This window comes from Shinella yambaruensis, assembly GCF_022899355.1.
Taxonomy (GTDB): domain Bacteria; phylum Pseudomonadota; class Alphaproteobacteria; order Rhizobiales; family Rhizobiaceae; genus Shinella; species Shinella yambaruensis.
The window spans coordinates 613,490-633,150 of record NZ_JALJCK010000001.1 but is presented as its reverse complement, the minus strand read 5'-3'; the positions used below and the strand labels follow the sequence as shown (position 1 = coordinate 633,150).

The window sequence follows — 19,661 nt, the reverse complement described above, 5'->3', positions numbered from 1 at the left end:
GGTTATCAGCCGGATTGATGCGGCTCGCCCCAGCGCCAGGCCGGCACATCGGCCATATGGGCGAGGAAGGCGCGTTCGGCCGGGTTGAGCGCGGAGCCGGGATTGGTGATGCGGAAGGTCTCGGTCACCGGCAGGTCGTCATAGGGCGGCAACTGCCAGAGCTCGCCGGCCGCCAGCGCCGCGCCGGTCAGGTGCACCGGCAGCATGCCGATGCCGGCATTGGCCACCACCAGCCGCAACACCTCTTCCACGTTGAAGGCCAGCGCCCGTACCTGCTGGCCGAAGGAACCGATGGCGCGCACGGCCGTCACCGGGCCCATATGCGGCCCGCCGAGCACGTCGGCGAGGAAGCTGACATAGGGCTCGCCCCGTAAATCCTCCAGCCGGGCATCGCGCACGCCGAACAGCCGGTGTCCGCGGCCGCAATAGAGCGCGTAGCGCTCGTAGCAGAAGGGCGTCTTTTCCAATCCCTCCGGAATGATGCCGTCGGAAAGGCCGAGCGTCGCGACGCCCCGTTCCACCGAACGGATGACATCCGTCGTCGTCTCGACCGTCACGCCCATGGTGACGCGCGGATGCTGCCGGAAGAAATCGGCGATCGCCCGATCCCAGGCCGGATTCATGGCATGGCTGACGGCATGGAGGGTGATGTGGCCGGAAATATCCTCGCCGGAAAGCTGCATGGCCTCCGGCAGGCGCACGATGGCGGTGAAGATGTCGTGGCAGAGCGCATGCAGCCGCTCGCCGGCCTCCGTCAGCTCGAAGCGGCCCGGGCTGCGGTCGATCAGCCGGTGACCGACCGACTGCTCCAGCCGCTTCAGCGCCATGCTGACGGCCGGCTGCTGCAGCAGCAGCCGGTTCGCCGCCCGCGTGATCGAGCCTTCCTCCACCACGACCACGAAGGTGCGCAGCAGGTTCCAGTCGAGATTGTGGGCGAAGCGTTCGAGGCGGTTGATCGGCATGCACGTAGCTACGGCCAGGGGGGCGGGAAAGGCAAGAGGCGGCGGGCTGGCGTGCCCTGAAATGTGATCGGCAGGCGCCGTTTTTCGCGGAACCAAAAAGGAGCCCGGCGCATTCCGGTCCCCGGAAGAGGGGGAAATGCATTATGTGGCAAAGGTTTAGCACCAGCGGACTCGCGGGAGCCTATCTCGACGAGCTCCTGGCGGGCGGCGTGGAGGCGCGCATGGAGTTTCGTCCGCGGCGGGCGCTGGACCCACATCCGTTTCTGGTCAGCCTTGACGGCGAGGGCAGCGACGAAGCCTTCTTCACGCGACCCATGGACGGCGTTCGCGGTGAAAACCGCACCCGCTTCGATCCCTGAGCCCGGACAGGTGAAAGGCGGCCGAAGCCGCCTCGACCTGATCGCAACGTCGCCCTGACCAATCGCGTCATCCGCGAATTCAACCCGAGGACACACGCGGCTGTGGATGATCGGGTCGAGCCCGCCCACGACCGATGAGGGAGATTACTTCATCGTATAGATGTCGATGGAGAAGTACTTGTCGTTGATCTTCTGGTAGGTGCCGTCCTCGCGGATCGCCTTCAGCGCGGCGTTCAGCTTCTCGCGCAGGTCGTTGTCTTCCTGGCGCACTGCGATGCCGACGCCTTCGCCGACGAATTTCGGGTCGGTGATCGGCTCGCCGATCAGTTCGCAGCAGGCCTTGCCGTCGTCGTTCTTGGTGACCCAGTCGAGCAGCGGGATCATGTCGCCGACCTGCAGGTCGAGGCGGCCATTCGCCATGTCGAGGTTCACCTCGTCCTGCGTCGGGTAGAGCTTGATGTCCGCATCCGGATAGACGGCGGCGGCAAAATCGGCCTGCGTGGTGCCGGACTGGGCGCCGATCGTCTTGCCCTTCATGCCTTCATTGGTGAAATCGGTGATGCCGGCGCCCTTCGGCGCGGCATGGGTCATGGCGGCGAGATAGTAGGGGTCGGTGAAGTTGACCTGCTTCTTGCGCTCCTCGGTGATGAACATCGAGGCGATGATCATGTCGTATTTCTTGGCGACGAGGCCGGGAATGATGCCGTCCCAGTCCTGCGCGACCACGTCGCACTCGACCTTCATCTTCTCGCAGAGCGCAAGGCCGATCTCCACGTCGAAGCCGCCGAGTTTTCCCGCGGAATCCTGGAAGTTGAAGGGCGGGTAGGCGCCTTCCGTGCCGATCTTCAGCGTCTCGGCGAAAGCCGGGCCGGAAAGCAGCGTGGAGCCTGCGAGAGCCAGCGCGAGCAGCATTGTCTTCATGGTCGTTCCCCTGTTGTGATTGTGACCGATGGGGAACGGCAGCGCGGCCTCGTGCATAAACGAAATAGATAGCCATGATGTCGGCTATCATTTCAGTTGATGCGCGAAGCCGCAGGGCCGCGTCCTACCAGCGATCGTGCACATGCGGCGCGACGAGCCGGTAATAGATCTCGCGCGTCGCCTCCATCACGTCGTCCGAAAGCGCCGGCAGGCTTGCGGCCCGGGCATTCGCCTCGGCCTGCGCGGCGTTGCGCGCGCCCGGAATGACGACGCTGACCGCATCAGCCATCAGGATCCAGCGCAGCGCGAAGGCGGCCATGGCGGTGCCGGCCGGCACCAACGCACGGATTTCCTCGACGGCCTGAAGGCCGGTCTCGAAGGGCACGCCGGCAAAGGTCTCGCCGACATCGAAGGCATCGCCCTGACGGTTGAAGTTGCGGTGGTCGTCGGCGGCAAAGGCGGTGTCGCGCGTGATCTTGCCCGAGAGCAGGCCGCTGGCCAGCGGCACGCGGGCGATGACGGCGACCTGGCGGCGGGCGGCTTCCTTGAAGAAGAGCTGCGCCGGGCGCTGGCGGAACATGTTGTAGATGATCTGCACGCTGACGACGCCGGGATATTCGATCGCCTTCAGCGCCTCCTCGACCTTCTCGACGCTGACGCCGTAATTGGCGATCTTGCCGGCGGCCTTGATCTCTTCCAGCGCATGGAAGACCTCCGGACGGTAGTAGACCTCCGTCGGCGGGCAGTGCAGCTGCACGAGATCGAGCCGCTCGACGCCGAGGTTCTTCAGGCTGCGGTCGATGAAGCCTTCGAGGTTTTCCTTGGTGTAGCCATCGGCGACATGCGGGGAAAGCCGGCGCCCGGCCTTGGTGGCCACCATCGGGCGCTGGCCGCCACGGTCCTTCAGGACGTCGGCGATGATCTTTTCCGAGCGGCCGTCGCCATAGACGTCGGCGGTGTCGATGAAGGACATGCCGGCGTCGAGCGCGGCGTTGAGGGCGGCGCGGCCGTCCGCCTCGCTGACATCACCCCAGGCGCCGCCGATCTGCCAGGCGCCGAAGCCGATATCCGTGGTGGTGAAACCCGTGCGGCCGAATTTGCGATGTCTCATGAAAATCTCTCCCGACAAATGCCCAATGAATGAATGTGTCGGGAGGTAGCACTCCGCTCCGGGACGGACAAGGAAATCGCTTCCCCGCAAACGGTCAGTCCTGGGTGATTTCCACCAGATAGAAGGCCGCCTGTTTGCCGGCCGGCACGATCTCCGCCGCCGATCCGCCGTCGAGCACGAGCGCATCGAGCGGCTGGAGCCCGACGAGGCCTTCCGGCGTGGAGACGCCGAGCGGTTCCAGCGCCAGCAGCAGACGTTCTCCCATTGCTTCCGGCAGCGCCAGTGCGTCACGCGCGACGTGATGCGTCAGCCTGTGCCGGAAGGCACCGCGTCGGGTCATCACGTTGAGGTCGGTGATCGGCCCTCCCGTGAGGCGCGCCGTGGTCGGCGCATCGGCGGGGAAGGCCAGCGGCGCGGAGGCGGGCGTCAGCAGTCTCTCGCCAAGTCCCTCGATCGAGAGCGCCATGCCGTCTCCGGCAAGGACCGCCAGCGTGCGGTCGATGCCGGGGAAGACCGAGAAGGGCCCGTCGCCCGCCACGCGCGCCATGCTGACGCGCCAGCCGAAATCCGAAAGGCTCGCGCCTTCCGGATGGACGATCACTTCGACCGTCTCGCCGCCGCCGTTCTTCCACGGCATGCGGCGATGGTCGCTGTTGCGCAAAAGTCTCGGTTTGTTGTGCATATCGTTCTCCCAAAACCGCTGCGCACTTTCAGGCGATATGCATCAGTTGCCGAGGATGCCCGGCAGGCGCAGGCCCTTTTCGCGGGCGCAGTCGAGCGCGATGTCGTAGCCGGCGTCGGCGTGGCGCATTACGCCGGTCGCCGGGTCGTTCCACAGCACGCGGCCGACGCGCTCGGCGGCCTCATCCGTGCCGTCGCAGCAGATGACAACGCCCGAATGCTGCGAGAAGCCCATGCCGACGCCGCCGCCGTGATGGAGCGAGACCCAGGTCGCGCCCGAGGCGGTGTTGAGCAGGGCATTGAGCAGCGGCCAGTCGGACACCGCGTCCGAACCGTCCTTCATCGCTTCCGTCTCGCGGTTCGGCGAGGCGACGGAGCCGGAATCCAGATGGTCGCGGCCGATGACGATCGGTGCCTTCAGCTCGCCGTTCTTGACCATCTCGTTGAAGGCGAGGCCGAGGCGGTGGCGGTCGCCGAGGCCGACCCAGCAGATGCGCGCCGGCAGGCCCTGGAAGGAGATGCGCTCCTTCGCCATGTCCAGCCAGTTGTGCAGGTGCTTGTTGTCGGGCAGCAGTTCCTTCACCTTGGCGTCGGTCTTGTAGATGTCCTCCGGATCGCCGGACAGCGCCGCCCAGCGGAACGGGCCGATGCCCTTGCAGAACAGCGGGCGGATATAGGCCGGCACGAAGCCCGGGAAGGCGAAGGCGTTTTCGAGGCCTTCGTCCTTGGCGACCTGGCGGATGTTGTTGCCGTAGTCGAAGGTCGGGATGCCCATGTCTTGGAAGGCGATCATCGCTTCGACATGCTCGCGCATCGAGGCGCGGGCGGCCTTTTCGACGGCCTTCGGGTCGCTTTCGCGCTTGGCCTTCCACTCGGCCATGGTCCAGCCCTTCGGCAGGTAGCCGTTGATCGGGTCATGGGCGGAGGTCTGGTCGGTGACCATGTCGGGGCGGATGCCGCGGCGGATCATCTCGGGAAGGATTTCCGCGGCATTGCCGAGCAGGCCGACGGACTTGGCCTCGCCGGCCTTCGTCCAGCGGTCGATCATCGCCATGGCCTCGTCGAGCGTTTCGGCCTTCTCGTCGATATAGCGGGTGCGCAAGCGGAACTCGATCGAATCGGGGTTGCATTCGACGGCGAGGCACGAGGCGCCGGCCATGACGGCGGCGAGCGGCTGGGCGCCGCCCATGCCACCGAGACCGCCGGTCAGCACCCACTTGCCCTTGAGGTTGCCGCCATAGTGCTGGCGACCGGCCTCGACGAAGGTCTCGTAGGTGCCCTGCACGATGCCCTGCGAGCCGATATAGATCCACGAGCCGGCCGTCATCTGGCCGTACATGGCAAGGCCCTTCTTATCCAGCTCGTTGAAATGGTCCCAGGTGGCCCAGTGCGGCACGAGGTTGGAATTGGCGATGAGGACGCGCGGTGCATCCTTGTGCGTGCGGAAGATGCCGACCGGCTTGCCGGACTGCACGATCAGCGTCTCGTTGTCCTCGAGGTCGCGCAGCGAGGCGACGATCCTGTCGAAATCGGCCCAGGTGCGGGCGGCACGGCCGATGCCGCCGTAAACGACGAGCTCGTGCGGGTTTTCCGCGACGTCCGGGTCGAGGTTGTTCATCAGCATGCGCAGCGGCGCTTCGGTCAGCCAGCTCTTGGCGGTGCGCTCTGTGCCGGTGGCGGCGCGGATTTCGCGGATGTTGTGGCGGGGATTGTCGGTCATGGCTGGTTCTCCCGGATCAGCGTGTGAGGGTGGAGGCGAGGGCCTCGATACGGTTCAGGATATCTTTGAGGGGAATGCGCAGTCTTGCGGCCTTCGCCTCGTCGAGGGCGAAGGGCGGGGCTTCCGTGGCAAGGTGGCTGACCTGCGCCAGCTCCATCTGGATGGCGTGCACGCCGGTTTCCGGCCTGCCGTAGTGGCGCGTCGTCCAGCCGCCCTTGAAGCGGCCGTTGAGGATGCTTGTATAGCCCTCGGCCCGGGCGCAGATCTCGAACATCGCCGTTTCGATCTCCTTGGCGCAGGTGCGGCCCATGTCGGTGCCCACATTGAAATCCGGCAGCCGGCCTTCGAAGAGGAAGGGGATCAGCGAGCGGATCGAGTGGCAGTCGTAGAGGATCGCCACGCCGTGGATCGCCTTGACGCGCTCGATCTCGGCGGCAAGGGCCGCGTGGTAGGGCGCGTGGAAATGGGCGAGCCGGTAGGCGATGTCCGCCTCGGTCGGCGCCGCGCCGTCCTTCCAGATCGGCTTGCCGTCGAAATCCGTTTCGGGAACGAGGCCGGTCGTGTTCTGGCCGGGATAGAGGCTGACGCCGGCCGGATCGCGGTTGGCGTCGATGACATAGCGGTGGAACGTGGCACGCACCGTCGTCGCCTCCGGCAGCAGGCCGGCATAGAGACGCTCGATGTGCCAGTCCGTATCCGCGAGGATGCGGCCGTTGTCGTTCAGGCGCTCCCAAATATCGGCCGGGACATCCGTGCCGGTATGCGGAAAGGCGAGAATGACGGGCGAGGTGCCCTGGTGCGTTTCGAAGAGGGCGCTCATTGGACGGCCTCCGGGTGGCGCTCACCCCCCTTTGCCCGGCCGGGCATCTCGCCCACGAGGAGCACGGTTATCGCATATGGCGGGAAACCGTTGCCCCATCCCCTTCTCCCCCGCGGGGAGAAGGTGCCGGCAGGCGGATGAGGGGGGTGGCGAAGGCGCGGACGACCCGTCAGAGCCACCCCCTCATCCGACCCTTCGGGCCACCTTCTCCCCGCGGGGGAGAAGGGGAGAACGGCAACGTCGAACTCCATGGGCGATTGCCCTGTCCTTGAGGGGGAAATGCCCGGCCGGGCAGAGGGAGGTATGTTCGCGAAAATACTCATCCTCAAGCCTCCAGAACCGGCAGGATGCCCTTGGTGACGGAGGCGGCGAGCGCGCCGGAGGAGACGAAGGTGCTGGCGGCGGCAAGGTCATGCGCCATGTAGCGGTCCTCTTCCAGCGTCGCGACGACCGTGCGCAGCGCGGCGACGACCTTCTGCAGCTCCGGGCTGGTGACGAGCGGGGCGCGGAACTCGATGCCTTGAGCGGCCGTCAGCGCCTCGATGCCGATGATGGCGGAGAGGTTCTCCGTCATGCGCAGGAGGCGACGGGCGCCGTGGCAGGCCATGGAGACGTGGTCTTCCTGGTTGGCGGAGGTCGGCGTCGAATCGACCGAGGCCGGATGCGCCATCTGCTTGTTCTCGCTCATCAGCGCGGCCGAGGTGACCTCCGCGATCATCAGGCCGGAATTGAGGCCCGGCTTCTTGGCGAGGAAGGCCGGCAGGCCGAAGGAGAGGGCGGGATCGACCAGGAGCGCGATGCGGCGCTGGGCGATGGCGCCGATCTCGCAGGCCGCGATGGCGATCTGGTCGGCGGCGAAGGCGACGGGCTCGGCATGGAAGTTGCCGCCCGAGACGACGCTGTCGTCGGAGAGGACCAGCGGGTTGTCGGTGACGGCATTGGCTTCGATTTCGAGCGTCCGGGCGGCGGCACGCAGCAGATCGAGGCAGGCGCCGTCGACCTGCGGCTGGCAGCGGATGCAATAGGGATCCTGCACGCGCTCGTCGCCGGTGATGTGGCTTTCGCGGATGACGGAGCCGGCAAGCAGCGCGCGCAGCGCGGAAGCGGCGTCGATCTGGCCCTTGTGGCCGCGCAGCGTGTGGATATCCGGATGGAACGGCGCGGAGGAACCCATGGCCGCGTCGGTGGAAAGCGCCCCGGTGACGAGGGCGGCCTGGGCGGCGCGATGGGCGCGGAAGAGGCCGGCGAGCGCCAGGGCGGTCGAGACCTGCGTGCCGTTGATGAGGGCAAGCCCCTCCTTGGCGGCGAGGACGACGGGCTTCAGGCCCGCCTTTTCCAGCGCCTTGCCGCCGGAAAGGCGCTCGCCGGCATGAAAGGCCTCGCCTTCGCCGATCATCACCGCCGTCATGTGGGCGAGGGGGGCGAGGTCGCCGGAGGCGCCGACGGAGCCCTGTTCCGGGATGACCGGGATGACGCCCTTTGCCTGCATCGCCTCGATGAGGCGCACGACCTCGATGCGCACGCCGGACGCGCCGCGCCCGAGCGAGATTAGCTTCAGCGCCATGATGAGGCGCACGATGTTCTCGGCAAGCGGTTTGCCGACGCCGCAGCAATGCGACAGGATCAGGTTGCGCTGGAGGGTCGCGACGTCGGCCGGCGCGATCTTGATGGAAGCGAGTTTGCCGAAGCCGGTATTGATGCCGTAGACCGGCTCGTCGCCGCCGGCGATTTGTGCGATGCGCGCGGCGGCCTTCTCAATTCCGGCGTCGAAGGAGGCGTCGAGCTTGGCGGCCTCGCCGGTCCAGTAGATGGTTTCAAGGGTCTTGAGGGGCACGGAGCCCGGATGGAGCATGATCGTCATGGTGCATTCCCCGATGCAGCGCTGTGCTGCTTACTGGATGGATCAGTGTCCGCTGCGGATACGGGCATGCATGGGGTTGAAGCCCATGCGGTAGACCAGTTCCGCCGGCCGGCCGATGTCCCAGAGGACGAAATCGGCCCATTTCCCGGCTTCGAGCGTTCCCACCTCGTCGACGAGGCCGAGGGCACGGGCGGCCTCGCGCGTCGTGCCGGCAATGCATTCCGTAACAGTCATGCCGAAGAGGGTCGCGGCCATGTTCATGGTGAGGAGCAGCGAGGTGAGTGGCGAGGTGCCGGGATTGGCGTCCGTCGCGACGGCCATCCTGACGCCGTGCTTGCGGAAGAGATCGACCGGCGGCTTCTTCGTCTCGCGGATGAAGTAGAAGGCGCCGGGCAGGATAACGGCGACGGTGCCGGCCCTGGCCATGGCCGCCGCGCCCGCATCATCGGTATATTCGAGGTGGTCGGCCGACAGCGCGCCATAGCGGGCAGCCATTTCCGCGCCGTGGAGGTTGGAAAGCTGGTCGGCATGCAGTTTCACGGGCAGGCCGTGCGCCTTGGCGGCGTCGAAGACCCTGGCCATTTCTTCCGGCGAGAAGGCGATGCCCTCGCAGAAACCGTCGACGGCATCGGCAAGCCCCTCGGCCGCGACGGCCGGCAGCATCTCACCGATGACCTTGTCGATATAGGCCGCCTTGTCGCCGTTCATTTCCGGCGGCAGCGCATGGGCGCCGAGGAAGGTGGTGCGCACGGTGACGTCCCTCATCTCCGCGATGCGCCGCGCGGCGCGCAGGGATTTCACCTCGTTCTCGGTGTCGAGGCCGTAGCCGGATTTCAGTTCGACCGTCGTCACGCCCTCGGCGATCAGCGCGTCGAGGCGGGGTAGGGTCTGGCGCACCAGCTCGTCCTCGCTTGCGGCGCGCAGCGCCTTGACGGAGGAGACGATGCCGCCGCCGGCCCGCGCGATCTCCTCATAGGAGGCGCCGTCAAGGCGCAGCTCGAATTCCTGGGCGCGGTCGCCGGCATGGACGAGATGGGTATGGCAGTCGATGAGGCCCGGCGTGATCCAGCGGCCTTCGCAGTCGATGGTCTCAGCGGCGGAGAATTCGGCGGGAAGATCGGCCTCGGGGCCGGCAAAGGCGATGCGTCCGTCGCGGACGGCGATCGCGCCGTTCTCGATGATGCCGAGGTCCGGCAGGCTCTCCTTCAGCGTCGCAAGCCGGGCATTGCGCCAGACTCGGGGACTGTCCTTTTCCGGTGTCGTCATGGTGATTGCCTCTTCCCTGTGATGGATATAATGTATATACATAATTGCGAGAGGCGCAAGAGCCAATTTGCCGGCGCGGCGCCAGGATGTACCATCGGGAGAAGGAACGGGCCATGGCCGTCATTCATGCAAGGCAGGCGCTGCTTACGGGCGGCTGGGCGAAGGATGTGCGTATAGACATCGCGGACGGCCGCATCGCGACGCTCGAAACCGGCGCCGCGCCGGCGCCTGGCGACGAGCGCCACGACACCGTCGTCGCCGGCATGCCCAACCTGCACAGCCACGCCTTCCAGCGCGGCATGGCGGGGCTGGCGGAAACCCGCGGGCCGGGGAGCGACTCGTTCTGGAGCTGGCGCAACGTTATGTACCGCTTCGCGCTGTCCATGACGCCCGACGATGTGGAGGCCGTTGCCGGCCAGCTCTATGTCGAGATGCTGGAGGCGGGCTTCACCCGCGTCGGCGAGTTCCACTACCTGCACCACGACAAGGACGGCGGGCACTATGCCGATATCGCCGAGATGGCCGCGCGCATCGCCGCCGCGGCGTCCAAGACAGGCATCGCGCTGACGCTGCTGCCCGTCTTCTACGCCCATGCCGGCTTCGGCGGCACCGCGCCGGGCGAGGGCCAGCGCCGCTTCATCAACGACCGGCAGTCCTATGCCGCATTGCTGGAGCGCTGCCGCGCGCTGACCGATGCGCTGCCCGCCGGCATCACCGGCGTTGCCCCGCACAGCCTGCGCGCCGTCACCCCGGAGGAGCTTTCCGACGTCGTGGCGATGGCGGGCGACGCGCCGGTCCACATCCATATTTCCGAGCAGGTCAAGGAAGTGGAGGACAGCATCGCCTGGTCCGGCCGTCGTCCGGTGGAATGGCTGCTCGACAACCAGGCGGTCGACGGCCGCTGGTGCTTCATCCACGCGACGCACATGACGGAGGCCGAGACGCGCGGCATGGCGAAGGCCGGGGCGATCGCCGGCCTCTGCCCGGTGACGGAGGCCAATCTCGGCGACGGAACCTTCCCGGCGCCGGACTTTCTTGCCCATGGCGGCCGTTTCGGCGTCGGCTCGGATTCCAACGTGCTGATCGGCCTGCCGGACGAGCTGCGCCAGCTCGAATATTCGCAGCGTCTCGCCCACCGCGCCCGCAACGTGCTCGCCGCCCCCGGGGGCTCGACGGGCCGGGCGCTCTTCGACGGCGCGCTTCTTGGCGGCGCGGCGGCGCTCGGCGTCGAATCGGGCCTTTCGGCCGGCAGCCCCGCCGATTTCGTCAGCCTGAAGGCCCGGCACGACCTTGACCTTGCCGGCGACGCGTTGCTCGACGGCTGGATCTTCGCCAATGGCGCTAAGGTCGATTGCGTCTGGGTGAATGGCCGCCGGCAGGTCGAGGGCGGTCGCCATGTGGCGCGCGAGGCGGTCGGCCGGCGCTTCACGGCCACCATGCGGGCATTGGCCGAGGCCTGAGGACGTATTGAAAGGTGGCCCCGCCTTTCCTATGACTTTTCCGGACCGGGCGAATTTGTGCCCGGCAAGCGCGGAGGCGACCATTTTCACTCTCGGGGACAACAGGCAGGCCGAGGCCAAGGAGCCGTCGCTGCACCGCCGCATCCTGGAGGATGTGGAGGGCAGGATCCTTTCGGGCGAATGGCCGCCGGGCCACCGCATTCCCTTCGAGCACGAACTGACCGAGCAGTACCAGTGCTCGCGCATGACGGTGAACAAGGCGATCACCGAGCTGGTCAAGCGCGGCCTGATCGAGCGCCGGCGCAAGTCCGGCAGCTATGTCACCCACCCGCACGCCCAGTCGGCGGTTCTCGAAATCCACGACATCCGCCTGGAGGTCGAATCGCTCGGCCTGCCGTATCGCTACGAGCGGCGCACGCGGGTAAACCGCGCTGCGAAGGCTGGCGACCGGCGGCTGATGGAGCTTTCCGAATCGGCCCGGCTGACCGAGATTTCCGCCCTGCATTTTGCCGGTGCCCAGCCGTTCTGCCTGGAGGACCGCCTGATCAACCTGGAAGCCGTGCCGGAAGCCGTCGACGAGAGCTTCGACGAAACCGCGCCCGGCGCCTGGCTGATCAGCCGCGTGCCCTGGAGTGCCGCCGAACACCGCATCCGTGCCGTCGGTGCCGATGCCCGGGCCGCCGGGCTTCTGGCGATCGCGCCCGGAACGCCCTGCCTCGTCGTCGAGCGCCGCACCTGGAGCGGCGGCCTCTACGTCACCCATGTACGGCTGACCTATCCCGGTGAAAAACACGAGCTCGTCGCCGAGTTCGCCCCCTCGCATCCCAAGCAGGGCGCGTAGGACCTACGCGCCGCCGGCCGCATGTCCGGACCGGACTGTCGCGTAATAGGGGGCCAGCGCCGGAGCGATCTCGACCAGCGCATCGAAGGCCCTGTCATCGGCGGCGAGGCGTCCGGCATACTTGGCCTCGACGAACAGGGCGTGCAGCGCCTTCGCCTCTTCCGGCAGGCTGCGGACGGCGGTGAAGACCGGGGCCGCGCCGGTGCGGCCCTTGACCGTGATGCGGTCGAGTTCGAGCACGGCGAAATCCGTCGCCGTCAACTGCGCCGTGCTTTCGCCGATGAGCAGCGGCACGCCATAGGCCTTGGAAGCGCCTTCGAGGCGCGAGGCAAGGTTCACCGCATCGCCGAGCACCGAATAGTCGAAGCGCCGCGAGGATCCCATGTTGCCGACCACGCATTCGCCCGTGTTGATGCCGATGCCGATGCGCAGCGCATGGTGGGTGCCGCCGCTGGCCGCCGCCTCCGCCTGGAGCTTTGCATTCAGCGTCGCCATCACGTCGAGCATGTCGAGCGCGGCGGCCACCGCATGGCGGGCATGGTCCCCGTCGTCGAGCGGTGCGTTCCAGAAGGCCATCACGCAGTCGCCGATATATTTGTCGATCGTGCCGCCGTGCTTGAGCACGATATCGGAGAGCGGCGTCAGCAGCCGGTTGATCAGCGTCGTCAGCTGCTCCGGGTCGTCCTTCATCGTCTCGGCGATGGTGGTGAAGCCGCGCACGTCGCAAAACAGGATGGAGAGCGTGCGCCGCTCGCCGCCGAGCTTCAGTTGCGAAGGATCGCGCGCGAGGCGCTCGACGAGGGCGGGCGAGAGATATTGCGAGAAGGCGCGCACGATCGCGCGGCGCCGGCGCCGCTCCTCCGCATAATCGAGCGCCGTCTGGCCGGCCGCGACCAGGAGAAGCGCGATGGTGGGGCCGATGGGCGAGACGAAGAGCCTGGCCTCGCGGATCAGCGCGAAGCTGAGAAGGCCGAGCATGGCGCTTGCAAGGATGCCGAGCACGGCCGTCTGCCAGCGCGTCGCGCGGCGCACGATCGCCGCCGAAACCAGGGCGGCGAGGGCGACGGCGGCGATGGCCAGCGGCGTGCCGGCCCGGGTGATCGCGGCGCCGGCGGTGAGATTGTCGAGGATCGTCGCCTGGATTTCCGCTCCCGCCACCAGCCGGCCGGTATGGACCGTGTAGGGCGTGGCGAAGGCGTCCGCGCCGCCGGAATTGATGACGGGCGCATTCTGCAGGCTGAGGCCGACGATCACCACGCGGCCCTTGAACGTATCCTTCGGCAGCATGTTCTCCGGATCGAGCGCCTGGTAATAGGAGACCGTCGGATAGCTGCGCGCGGGGCCGAAGGATTGCAGCAGCTTGCCCTCGGGCGAGACCGCGGGCTTGCCCGCGATGCGGGCGAGGGCGCGCGCAAAGCCGTCCTCATAGCGCGGCAGGTCGCGAAAGACGCCGTCGCCGCCGAGCGTGATCGAGGCGATGCCCGTCACCGCGCCCGCCGCGGTGAACGCCGGCAGCGGCGTCGTGCGCAGAAGCTGCTCGGCCTGCGGCGTGACGATGACGCTCTCGTCGCCGGCCAGAACGACATCCGGCCCGAGCGTTGCGGCAAAGGCCGCATCGGAGGCCGGGTTGGAGGGTTCGGCGAAGATGATGTCGAGGCCGATCGCCGTGGCGCCGGCCTTGCGCAGGCTTTCCACCAGCCGGCCATGCAGTTCGCGCGGCCAGGGCCATTGCGCATTGATTTCCGCCAGCGACGGCTCGTCGATCGCGACGACCACCGGGCCATCGACCGGCGGGCGCGGATCGTCGACGGTGGAAAGATAGTCGAAGGCGCGCAGATCCGCGAGCGACCAGGCCGGAAGCTGCGTGAGGGCCGAGACGAGCACGACGACGGCAAGGGCGAGCACGGCAAGCCGGCGGGTGCGGCGCGACCAGCGGTGGGGAAGGCGCGGCGTTGTGCTCATGCACCGCTCCGGGCGGCGCGCCGCAGGGCAGGAAAGGTCGGCGGGCCGGGCGGCGGGATGAGGTTCAGCATGCAACCAGAACTCGACATCCCCCCGAAAAAGTCAAGCGGTGCCGAGGGCAGGCCGTTGCTTTCCGAAGGCACTCGGCTATCACGAGGCGGGCGCAGGAGGGACGGAAGCGACATGACGGCTTTGGAAACGCGGCAGACCATTCTCGGGCAGGCCCTCGATGGCACGCAGGGCATCGCGCTGGAGCATTTCGACCATATCCGCCGCATCAACGACGTCTTCTACGACCAGGTGAAGATCTCCGACCAGAAGGCCGCCTATATCTTCACCTTCATGCTCGCACTGCTGGTCACCTCCACCGAGAGCCGCGCCGTCTTCACCTGGGCGCGCTATGCGGAGGGCAACCCGACGGCGATCGCCTTTTCCGGCCTGCTCGCCTTCGCGCTGATCTTCTCCATCGTCTCGGCCATCCTCGTCGTGCTGCCGCGCCGGGTCGACAAGGCGACCTCGCTGTTCTGGGGCGCCTGGCCGCATCACCGCGAGGGGTTCCGCACGGCGGCGCACGAGCGTGACGTCGGCTACCTCTTCGAACAGTACATGCAGAATGCCGACGCCATGGCCTCGATCGCCCGCGACAAGTACCGCTTCGTCGGCTTCGCCTTCCGCGGCCTGCTGCTGACGGTCGTCGCCTATGTCGCGCTGCTCGCGACGCGCTAGCCGTGCCGCCGGCGGCGCGGGGCCGCTCATCCCGGAAAATTCCACGGCGGCGACAGACTTCGCCGCAAATACGGCGCGGGGCCGCCTTTTAGCGCGCGGCATATTAGCCTACGCTTGCCGGGGCCGGGAACCTGGGGGAGAGGGCGATGCTGAAGAAGCCACCGTCGGACTATGCACGAGGCTTTCATACCAAGGCGTTCGAGTGGAAGGGGATCTATATCCTCGCCAACGACGCCATTCCCGACGAGGCGGTCTACCGGGCTGCGGAGATCATCTTCAATTCCATCGCCGGGGCTGGAAAATACGTGTCCGCGATCGTCGATGCCGGCGGCCGCTTCGCCATCATCCCGGAAGGCACCAAGATCACCGAACTGCCGGATTATTCCGACCTCGGTGCGTCCTGGGATATCTATCGGGGGCTGGGGGCCGTGCCGGGGCGGCCGACCTCGTCGTCCGGCGAGGAGAACCTGCTCAACTACCCGACCGACCCCTATGGCGGCAGCGAGAGCATCGCGCTGCACGAATGGGCGCACGCCATCGACAATCTCGGCGTATCGACGGTCGACAAGGGGCTGATGGAGTCTTTCTCCGCCGTCTATGAAAATGCCAAGCGCACCGGTCTTTGGAAGAACACCTATGCGGACGACACGCTCGACGAATATTTCGCGGAGCTGAGCCAGGCCTATTTCAACGACAATCCCGAGCGGGAGGGCGCGGACGGCATCCACAACGAGATCAACACCCGCACCGAGCTCGCGAAATACGACCCGAAGGCCTATGCCATCCTGAAGAAGATCTACGGCGAGGGAAAATGGAGCCCCGGCGACTTCTTCGGCGAGGCCGGCGCCGACATGTTGAAGGGCACGTCCGGCGACAACCTGATCTTCGGCAATGGCGGCAATGACCGGATCTATGCCGGCGCCGGCGCCGACTATGTGCTGGGCGGCACCGGCAACGACACGATCAGCGGCAGCGCCGGCAAGGACAAGCTGATGGGGGAGGCGGGCAACGACCGGATCAGCGGCGGCACCGGTGCCGACAGTCTCCATGGCGGCTCCGGCGCCGATGTCTTCGTCTTCGCCTCGGTCCGGGATTCGACCGCTTCGACGTCCGGCCGCGACACGATCGCGGATTTCAGCCGCGCCCAGAAGGACAAGATCGATCTCAAGGCGATGGACGCGAACACGAAGTCCGCCGGCGACCAGGCTTTCACGTTCATCGGCACCGATTCCTTCCACAAGAAGGCGGGTGAACTGCGCTACGAGAAGAAGAACGGCGACACGATCATCCATGCGGATGTCAATGGCGACGGAAAGGCCGACTTCTCCATCCTGCTCGACACCAGCCTCAGCCTGAAGGCGACGGATTTCATCCTGTAGGCCGGCTCCTGCACGGCGATCCCGCGTGAGTGCCGGGTCGTGACGCTTTGCTGGCCGGGGCCTCGCCAGAGCATCTCCGCTTTTCTCCGAACAGCGAAAACACTCGAACCTTTTGTTCTGTCGCAATTCCGGACGCAAAACCGCTTCGCACTTTTGCTGGAATTGCTCTGATCACGGCCGCCCTTCGGCCTCGTATTGCCGGCGCATGACGAGCGTTGCGACGGCAAGCTGCTCCTCGACGGCATCCCGTTCGGCAATCAGCGTGCGCAGCGCTTCCAGGGCATCGCCATTGTGAAGGGCGAGGATTTCGGCGGCTTCCTCGCGCACGATGCCGCCCTGTCGTCTTGAAACGCGCATCATTGCAGCCGCAGCTCCAGCTGAGTCTTGGACTTCAGAACATAGAGGGGCTTGGCGACCGCCTCCAGCTTGCGCTGGAATTCCGCCCGGTGAGCCTGCTGCTTTTCGCGCAGGGCCCGGCAGGCAGCAACCTCGGCCAGGGCCCGTTCGATGGCATCGCTTTGCATCGGCACCTCCATTCGTTCCCTTTATGTTCTTATTTTTGGCCGCAACTGTCAAGCGGCCTGGCAACCCGCACGGAACGCGGCCGGAGGAGGGACGGCGGGGATATGACGGTGATAACCGGGGCAGACCCGGCGGGGCGTCACCCGGAAACGGCGGCGCCGACGAGCTGGCGAAGCACCTCGCTGTCGCGAAAGCACAGGACCTCTATCGGGTCCTGCTTCCCGGCCAGCATCACGGGGACGAAGGTGAAGGCGTGCGGTTCGCCCGCCGCCATCAGGACCGCCTCCTTCGAGGCGATCAGCGTCGCGCCCAGCTGCTTGGTCTGGGCCTCCAGCCGCGCGGCGACATTGCCGGTATCGCCGAGGAAAGGCATGCCTTCGAGGCCGCCCGTCCACTCCGTGCCGACGACCGCAACCCCGACATGCAGGCCGATCCCGATGCGCAGCGGCTCGTTCAGTTCCTGCCGCAGCTCCTCGTTCAGGGCGTCGATCCCCTCCCACAGCCGCAGCGCGGCGCGAAAGGCATCGCGCGCGGCATCATGCGTCGGCCCGTCGGTGCCGAAGACGCTCATGACGCCGTCGCCGGCAATGTTCGTGACATGGCCGCCGCTCGCCCGCACCGCGGAGGAGACGGCCTTGATGTAGCGTTCGACGATGAAGAAGGTGTCGTAGGGCAGGCGATCGTCGGCAAGGCGCGTGGATTGGCGCAGGTCGACGAAGAGCGCCGCCACCTCCGCCTCCCGGCGGGCGGCCGTCACCGGGCCGAACCGGCCCTTCGGCAGCTGGGCCGCGGTGGTCGAGTGCACGAGCGGCACGACGGCGATGTCGCGTTCCGGCCGGATCTGGCAGGCGAGCCGCACCGGTGGCGGTGCCCCGATGCGCCGCAGGAGGCGCTGCTCGTCGCCCGCCGGGGCCGGCAGCGTTTCGCCGCCGGCGGTAATCTCGACGCGACAGGTCGAGCACCGGCCCCGGCCGCCGCAGACGGAGGCATGCGGAATGGCCGACCAGCGGCTCGCCTCCAGCACGCTGAAACCGACGGGAACGGAAACGACGCGGCCGCCGGGATAGGTGATCCGGACCGAATCGAACCGCGTGGCGTGCCAGTCGCGCGCCATTCGCAGGATGAAGATGCCGGCAAGCAGGGCGAGATAGCCCATGGTGAAGCGGTTTGCGATGGCATTGGCCTCGGCGGCTGCGGCCGCGGCGGGTGAACCCGGCAGGTCATGCAGGCCGGGCCGCAGGGCTTCCGCGCCCTGGGCGGCAATGTCGCGCATGTCGAGGCCCGCATTGATGAAGCCGAGCACCGCCAGCACCGGCAGCAGGGTGGCGAGCGACATCAGGATGGGCACGGATCGCGGATACCAGGATTTGCCGCGCAGCCAGGCGCGCACGCCGATGCAGCCGTGGATCCACACGACGATGATCAGCAGGAACTGGCGGGGCAGGCCGACCTCGGGGCTGGCGACCCAGAGCGCGTAGACGGTCTTGTCGAAATCGATTCGCGCGCCGTAGACGCCCTTCAGATAGGCGATCGCCCCGGCATGGGCGAAGAGCACGGCCGGGATGGCGAGGCCGAAGGCCAGTTGCACGGCATCGACCGCGGGCAGCCGCAGGTGCCGCCGCCGATAGAGCGCGCGCAGCCCGAGCGCCGCGTGAACGGCGAGCCCGCCGTAAAGCAGCACCCGTCCCGGCAGGCTCTGCCACGGCTGGAAAAGCACCCGGCTCGCCATTTCCATCGCCTCGATGGAGCGGATGCCGAAAGCCTGGTTGAGGAGGTGCATCGTCGCGTAGAGAAAAAGGGTCAGGCCCGTCCACAGCCGAAGCCGGCGCAAAAACGCCCGGGATGCCGCCGGGCGCTCGTCGGTTTCGTTGCCAAAACGCTGCCCCGCCGCAACCTTGCCGCTCAAGCAAAACACCTCATATGCCTAAAATCCCGAATCCATCCGCGGGATGGCGCGGTGTCCTGCCCGATTTGCCGGCAGATCGGCGCAAATCCGCTCTTTCTCAAGTCAACTAGTGGCTCGGGCTCTGATTGCAAACCGAATCTGACGTGCCGCAGGACAATTCTCCGCGATCTCTTGACGGGAAGGCGCGGCTTGCAAGAATGAGCGCACAGGCCGTGCGCGAAAGCCCGGGAAAGACGGCTCCCCGCACGAAAAGCGTTGAAATCGCTGGAAAACTTGAACTTTTGGGGAAAATGGTGGGCGATGAGAGACTCGAACTCCCGACATCCTCGGTGTAAACGAGGCGCTCTACCAACTGAGCTAATCGCCCGCCGCGTTGGTGGCCGTGATCTATGCGGAACCGGATCAAACCGCAAGAGGCAATCGCAAAGTTTTTGCATTTTTTTGAACGCGACCATGACGATGCGTGAGGCTGTGGAAACATTTTCGGACGCGTCATTCTTTTGTCGTGAAACCTGCTTGACACCCAGGGGCGAACCCCTTAGTTAGCCGCTCATCGAACGGCTGAGGCCGCTCGGGACGGATGTTTTGCCATCCGGTCGCTTTCGAGGATGCGGGTGTAGCTCAGTCGGTTAGAGTGCCGGCCTGTCACGCCGGAGGTCGCGGGTTCGAGCCCCGTCACTCGCGCCACTCGAAAGACCGGACGAAACGTGCCAGGGCCGAAAGGCCACAAGATGCGCGGGTGTAGCTCAGTCGGTTAGAGTGCCGGCCTGTCACGCCGGAGGTCGCGGGTTCGAGCCCCGTCACTCGCGCCATTCTTCTTTCTCTCCAGTCTATTGCGGTTGTTTCCTGATGCGGCACGTTATGATTGCTCGTGGCTATCGGTCGGTTTCGTGTCGGGCCGCAGAATGCGGGGCGGCGGCGGATCGGTGCCGCCGGGCGACGCGATCGTGCGCCCGGCCCGTGCGCCGGGGACGGTGGCAGGGTCGTTTTCTTCGCAACTGCGGCGAAACGTCCCGCATTGCGTCAGTCATGAAATCGTAACGATTTAAATGGCTTTGCGCCCGGGGTTTCGCGGCTGTTCGGAAAACAACACAATGAATGGGGCGAAAGCCGGACAAAGCCTTGCGCGGGGGCGCTCACTGCGCTAACGACGGGGCGTTGCAA

Annotated in this window: 17 protein-coding genes and 3 tRNA genes; 7 read left to right on the top strand and 13 right to left on the bottom strand. The window is 66.7% G+C overall.

Annotated features, from left to right (window positions below; translation table 11 throughout):
• Window positions 1-5 precede the first annotated feature (5 nt).
• Window positions 6-962 carry a LysR family transcriptional regulator gene (locus MUU56_RS03150; RefSeq protein ID WP_244765847.1) on the bottom strand — a complete coding sequence of 319 codons (957 nt, stop codon included), beginning with the start codon at window positions 960-962 and terminating at the stop codon, window positions 6-8.
• A 143-nt stretch (window positions 963-1,105) separates the two neighbouring features.
• Here MUU56_RS03150 and MUU56_RS03145 point away from each other — a divergent pair, with 143 nt between their 5' ends.
• Window positions 1,106-1,321, top strand: coding sequence for a hypothetical protein (locus MUU56_RS03145; RefSeq protein ID WP_244765846.1), 216 nt, complete (start codon window positions 1,106-1,108; stop codon window positions 1,319-1,321).
• A gap of 144 nt (window positions 1,322-1,465) precedes the next feature.
• Here MUU56_RS03145 and MUU56_RS03140 read toward each other — a convergent pair whose 3' ends face one another.
• From MUU56_RS03140 to hutI, 7 genes are all read right to left on the bottom strand, one after another.
• The gene (locus tag MUU56_RS03140) at window positions 1,466-2,242 is read right to left on the bottom strand and encodes an ABC transporter substrate-binding protein (RefSeq protein ID WP_244765845.1); all 777 of its coding nucleotides are present in this window, start codon (window positions 2,240-2,242) and stop codon (window positions 1,466-1,468) included.
• A gap of 124 nt (window positions 2,243-2,366) precedes the next feature.
• Window positions 2,367-3,353, bottom strand: a complete 987-nt coding sequence (locus MUU56_RS03135) for an aldo/keto reductase (RefSeq protein WP_244765844.1) — start codon at window positions 3,351-3,353, stop codon at window positions 2,367-2,369.
• 94 nt (window positions 3,354-3,447) lie between these two features.
• Window positions 3,448-4,035, bottom strand: coding sequence for a HutD/Ves family protein (locus MUU56_RS03130; RefSeq protein WP_244765843.1), 588 nt, complete (start codon window positions 4,033-4,035; stop codon window positions 3,448-3,450).
• A 42-nt stretch (window positions 4,036-4,077) separates the two neighbouring features.
• Entirely contained in the window at window positions 4,078-5,754 is a 1,677-nt protein-coding gene (gene hutU, locus MUU56_RS03125; protein ID WP_244765842.1) for a urocanate hydratase, read from the bottom strand.
• 16 nt (window positions 5,755-5,770) lie between these two features.
• Window positions 5,771-6,574 carry an N-formylglutamate deformylase gene (gene hutG / locus MUU56_RS03120; RefSeq protein ID WP_244765841.1) on the bottom strand — a complete coding sequence of 268 codons (804 nt, stop codon included), beginning with the start codon at window positions 6,572-6,574 and terminating at the stop codon, window positions 5,771-5,773.
• A gap of 325 nt (window positions 6,575-6,899) precedes the next feature.
• Entirely contained in the window at window positions 6,900-8,435 is a 1,536-nt protein-coding gene (gene hutH, locus MUU56_RS03115; RefSeq protein ID WP_244765840.1) for a histidine ammonia-lyase, read from the bottom strand.
• 42 nt (window positions 8,436-8,477) lie between these two features.
• Window positions 8,478-9,701: an imidazolonepropionase gene (gene hutI / locus MUU56_RS03110; RefSeq protein WP_244765839.1), complete on the bottom strand. Its 1,224-nt coding sequence runs from the start codon at window positions 9,699-9,701 to the stop codon at window positions 8,478-8,480.
• A gap of 113 nt (window positions 9,702-9,814) precedes the next feature.
• On the opposite strand from hutI, the gene MUU56_RS03105 reads away from it, so the two are divergent.
• A complete protein-coding gene (locus MUU56_RS03105; protein ID WP_244765838.1) occupies window positions 9,815-11,161 on the top strand; it encodes a formimidoylglutamate deiminase in 1,347 nt (448 codons plus the stop codon).
• An 82-nt stretch (window positions 11,162-11,243) separates the two neighbouring features.
• The gene (gene hutC / locus MUU56_RS03100; RefSeq protein WP_244766004.1) at window positions 11,244-12,002 is read left to right on the top strand and encodes a histidine utilization transcriptional repressor HutC; all 759 of its coding nucleotides are present in this window, start codon (window positions 11,244-11,246) and stop codon (window positions 12,000-12,002) included.
• Between the two features lie 3 nt (window positions 12,003-12,005).
• Here hutC and MUU56_RS03095 read toward each other — a convergent pair whose 3' ends face one another.
• Window positions 12,006-13,964, bottom strand: coding sequence for an adenylate/guanylate cyclase domain-containing protein (locus MUU56_RS03095; protein WP_244765837.1), 1,959 nt, complete (start codon window positions 13,962-13,964; stop codon window positions 12,006-12,008).
• A 183-nt stretch (window positions 13,965-14,147) separates the two neighbouring features.
• On the opposite strand from MUU56_RS03095, the gene MUU56_RS03090 reads away from it, so the two are divergent.
• Both MUU56_RS03090 and MUU56_RS03085 read left to right on the top strand, forming a co-directional pair.
• Window positions 14,148-14,690, top strand: coding sequence for a Pycsar system effector family protein (locus MUU56_RS03090; protein WP_244765836.1), 543 nt, complete (start codon window positions 14,148-14,150; stop codon window positions 14,688-14,690).
• Window positions 14,691-14,836: 146 nt separating this feature from the next.
• Entirely contained in the window at window positions 14,837-16,069 is a 1,233-nt protein-coding gene (locus MUU56_RS03085) for a M10 family metallopeptidase C-terminal domain-containing protein (RefSeq protein ID WP_244765835.1), read from the top strand.
• Window positions 16,070-16,240: 171 nt separating this feature from the next.
• Here MUU56_RS03085 and MUU56_RS03080 read toward each other — a convergent pair whose 3' ends face one another.
• The 4 genes from MUU56_RS03080 to MUU56_RS03065 all read right to left on the bottom strand — a co-directional run bounded on the left by MUU56_RS03080 (window position 16,241) and on the right by MUU56_RS03065 (window position 18,864).
• Window positions 16,241-16,429, bottom strand: a complete 189-nt coding sequence (locus MUU56_RS03080) for a hypothetical protein (protein ID WP_244765834.1) — start codon at window positions 16,427-16,429, stop codon at window positions 16,241-16,243.
• Window positions 16,426-16,593: a hypothetical protein gene (locus MUU56_RS03075; protein ID WP_244765833.1), complete on the bottom strand. Its 168-nt coding sequence runs from the start codon at window positions 16,591-16,593 to the stop codon at window positions 16,426-16,428. The genes MUU56_RS03080 and MUU56_RS03075 overlap by 4 nt, the downstream gene beginning before the upstream one ends.
• A 137-nt stretch (window positions 16,594-16,730) precedes the next feature.
• Window positions 16,731-18,497, bottom strand: a complete 1,767-nt coding sequence (locus MUU56_RS03070; protein WP_244765832.1) for an adenylate/guanylate cyclase domain-containing protein — start codon at window positions 18,495-18,497, stop codon at window positions 16,731-16,733.
• A gap of 291 nt (window positions 18,498-18,788) precedes the next feature.
• A tRNA-Val gene (locus tag MUU56_RS03065) sits at window positions 18,789-18,864 on the bottom strand.
• Window positions 18,865-19,107: 243 nt separating this feature from the next.
• Between MUU56_RS03065 and MUU56_RS03060 the strand changes: the two genes are divergently transcribed.
• Window positions 19,108-19,184, top strand: a tRNA-Asp gene (locus MUU56_RS03060).
• A gap of 48 nt (window positions 19,185-19,232) precedes the next feature.
• Window positions 19,233-19,309, top strand: a tRNA-Asp gene (locus MUU56_RS03055).
• Window positions 19,310-19,661 lie beyond the last annotated feature (352 nt).

Bases quoted from the DNA above. Each gene is read 5' to 3' on its own strand.
- hutI (WP_244765839.1), bottom strand. From the start codon at position 9,701: ATGACGACACCGGAAAAGGACAGTCCCCGAGTCTGGCGCAATGCCCGG.
- MUU56_RS03095 (WP_244765837.1), bottom strand. From the start codon at position 13,964: ATGAGCACAACGCCGCGCCTTCCCCACCGCTGGTCGCGCCGCACCCGC.
- MUU56_RS03090 (WP_244765836.1), top strand. From the start codon at position 14,148: ATGACGGCTTTGGAAACGCGGCAGACCATTCTCGGGCAGGCCCTCGAT.
- MUU56_RS03130 (WP_244765843.1), bottom strand. From the start codon at position 4,035: ATGCACAACAAACCGAGACTTTTGCGCAACAGCGACCATCGCCGCATG.
- hutG (WP_244765841.1), bottom strand. From the start codon at position 6,574: ATGAGCGCCCTCTTCGAAACGCACCAGGGCACCTCGCCCGTCATTCTC.
- MUU56_RS03150 (WP_244765847.1), bottom strand. From the start codon at position 962: ATGCCGATCAACCGCCTCGAACGCTTCGCCCACAATCTCGACTGGAAC.
- MUU56_RS03140 (WP_244765845.1), bottom strand. From the start codon at position 2,242: ATGAAGACAATGCTGCTCGCGCTGGCTCTCGCAGGCTCCACGCTGCTT.
- MUU56_RS03075 (WP_244765833.1), bottom strand. From the start codon at position 16,593: ATGCAAAGCGATGCCATCGAACGGGCCCTGGCCGAGGTTGCTGCCTGC.
- MUU56_RS03135 (WP_244765844.1), bottom strand. From the start codon at position 3,353: ATGAGACATCGCAAATTCGGCCGCACGGGTTTCACCACCACGGATATC.
- hutU (WP_244765842.1), bottom strand. From the start codon at position 5,754: ATGACCGACAATCCCCGCCACAACATCCGCGAAATCCGCGCCGCCACC.
- MUU56_RS03145 (WP_244765846.1), top strand. From the start codon at position 1,106: ATGTGGCAAAGGTTTAGCACCAGCGGACTCGCGGGAGCCTATCTCGAC.
- MUU56_RS03105 (WP_244765838.1), top strand. From the start codon at position 9,815: ATGGCCGTCATTCATGCAAGGCAGGCGCTGCTTACGGGCGGCTGGGCG.
- hutH (WP_244765840.1), bottom strand. From the start codon at position 8,435: ATGACGATCATGCTCCATCCGGGCTCCGTGCCCCTCAAGACCCTTGAA.
- MUU56_RS03080 (WP_244765834.1), bottom strand. From the start codon at position 16,429: ATGATGCGCGTTTCAAGACGACAGGGCGGCATCGTGCGCGAGGAAGCC.
- MUU56_RS03085 (WP_244765835.1), top strand. From the start codon at position 14,837: ATGCTGAAGAAGCCACCGTCGGACTATGCACGAGGCTTTCATACCAAG.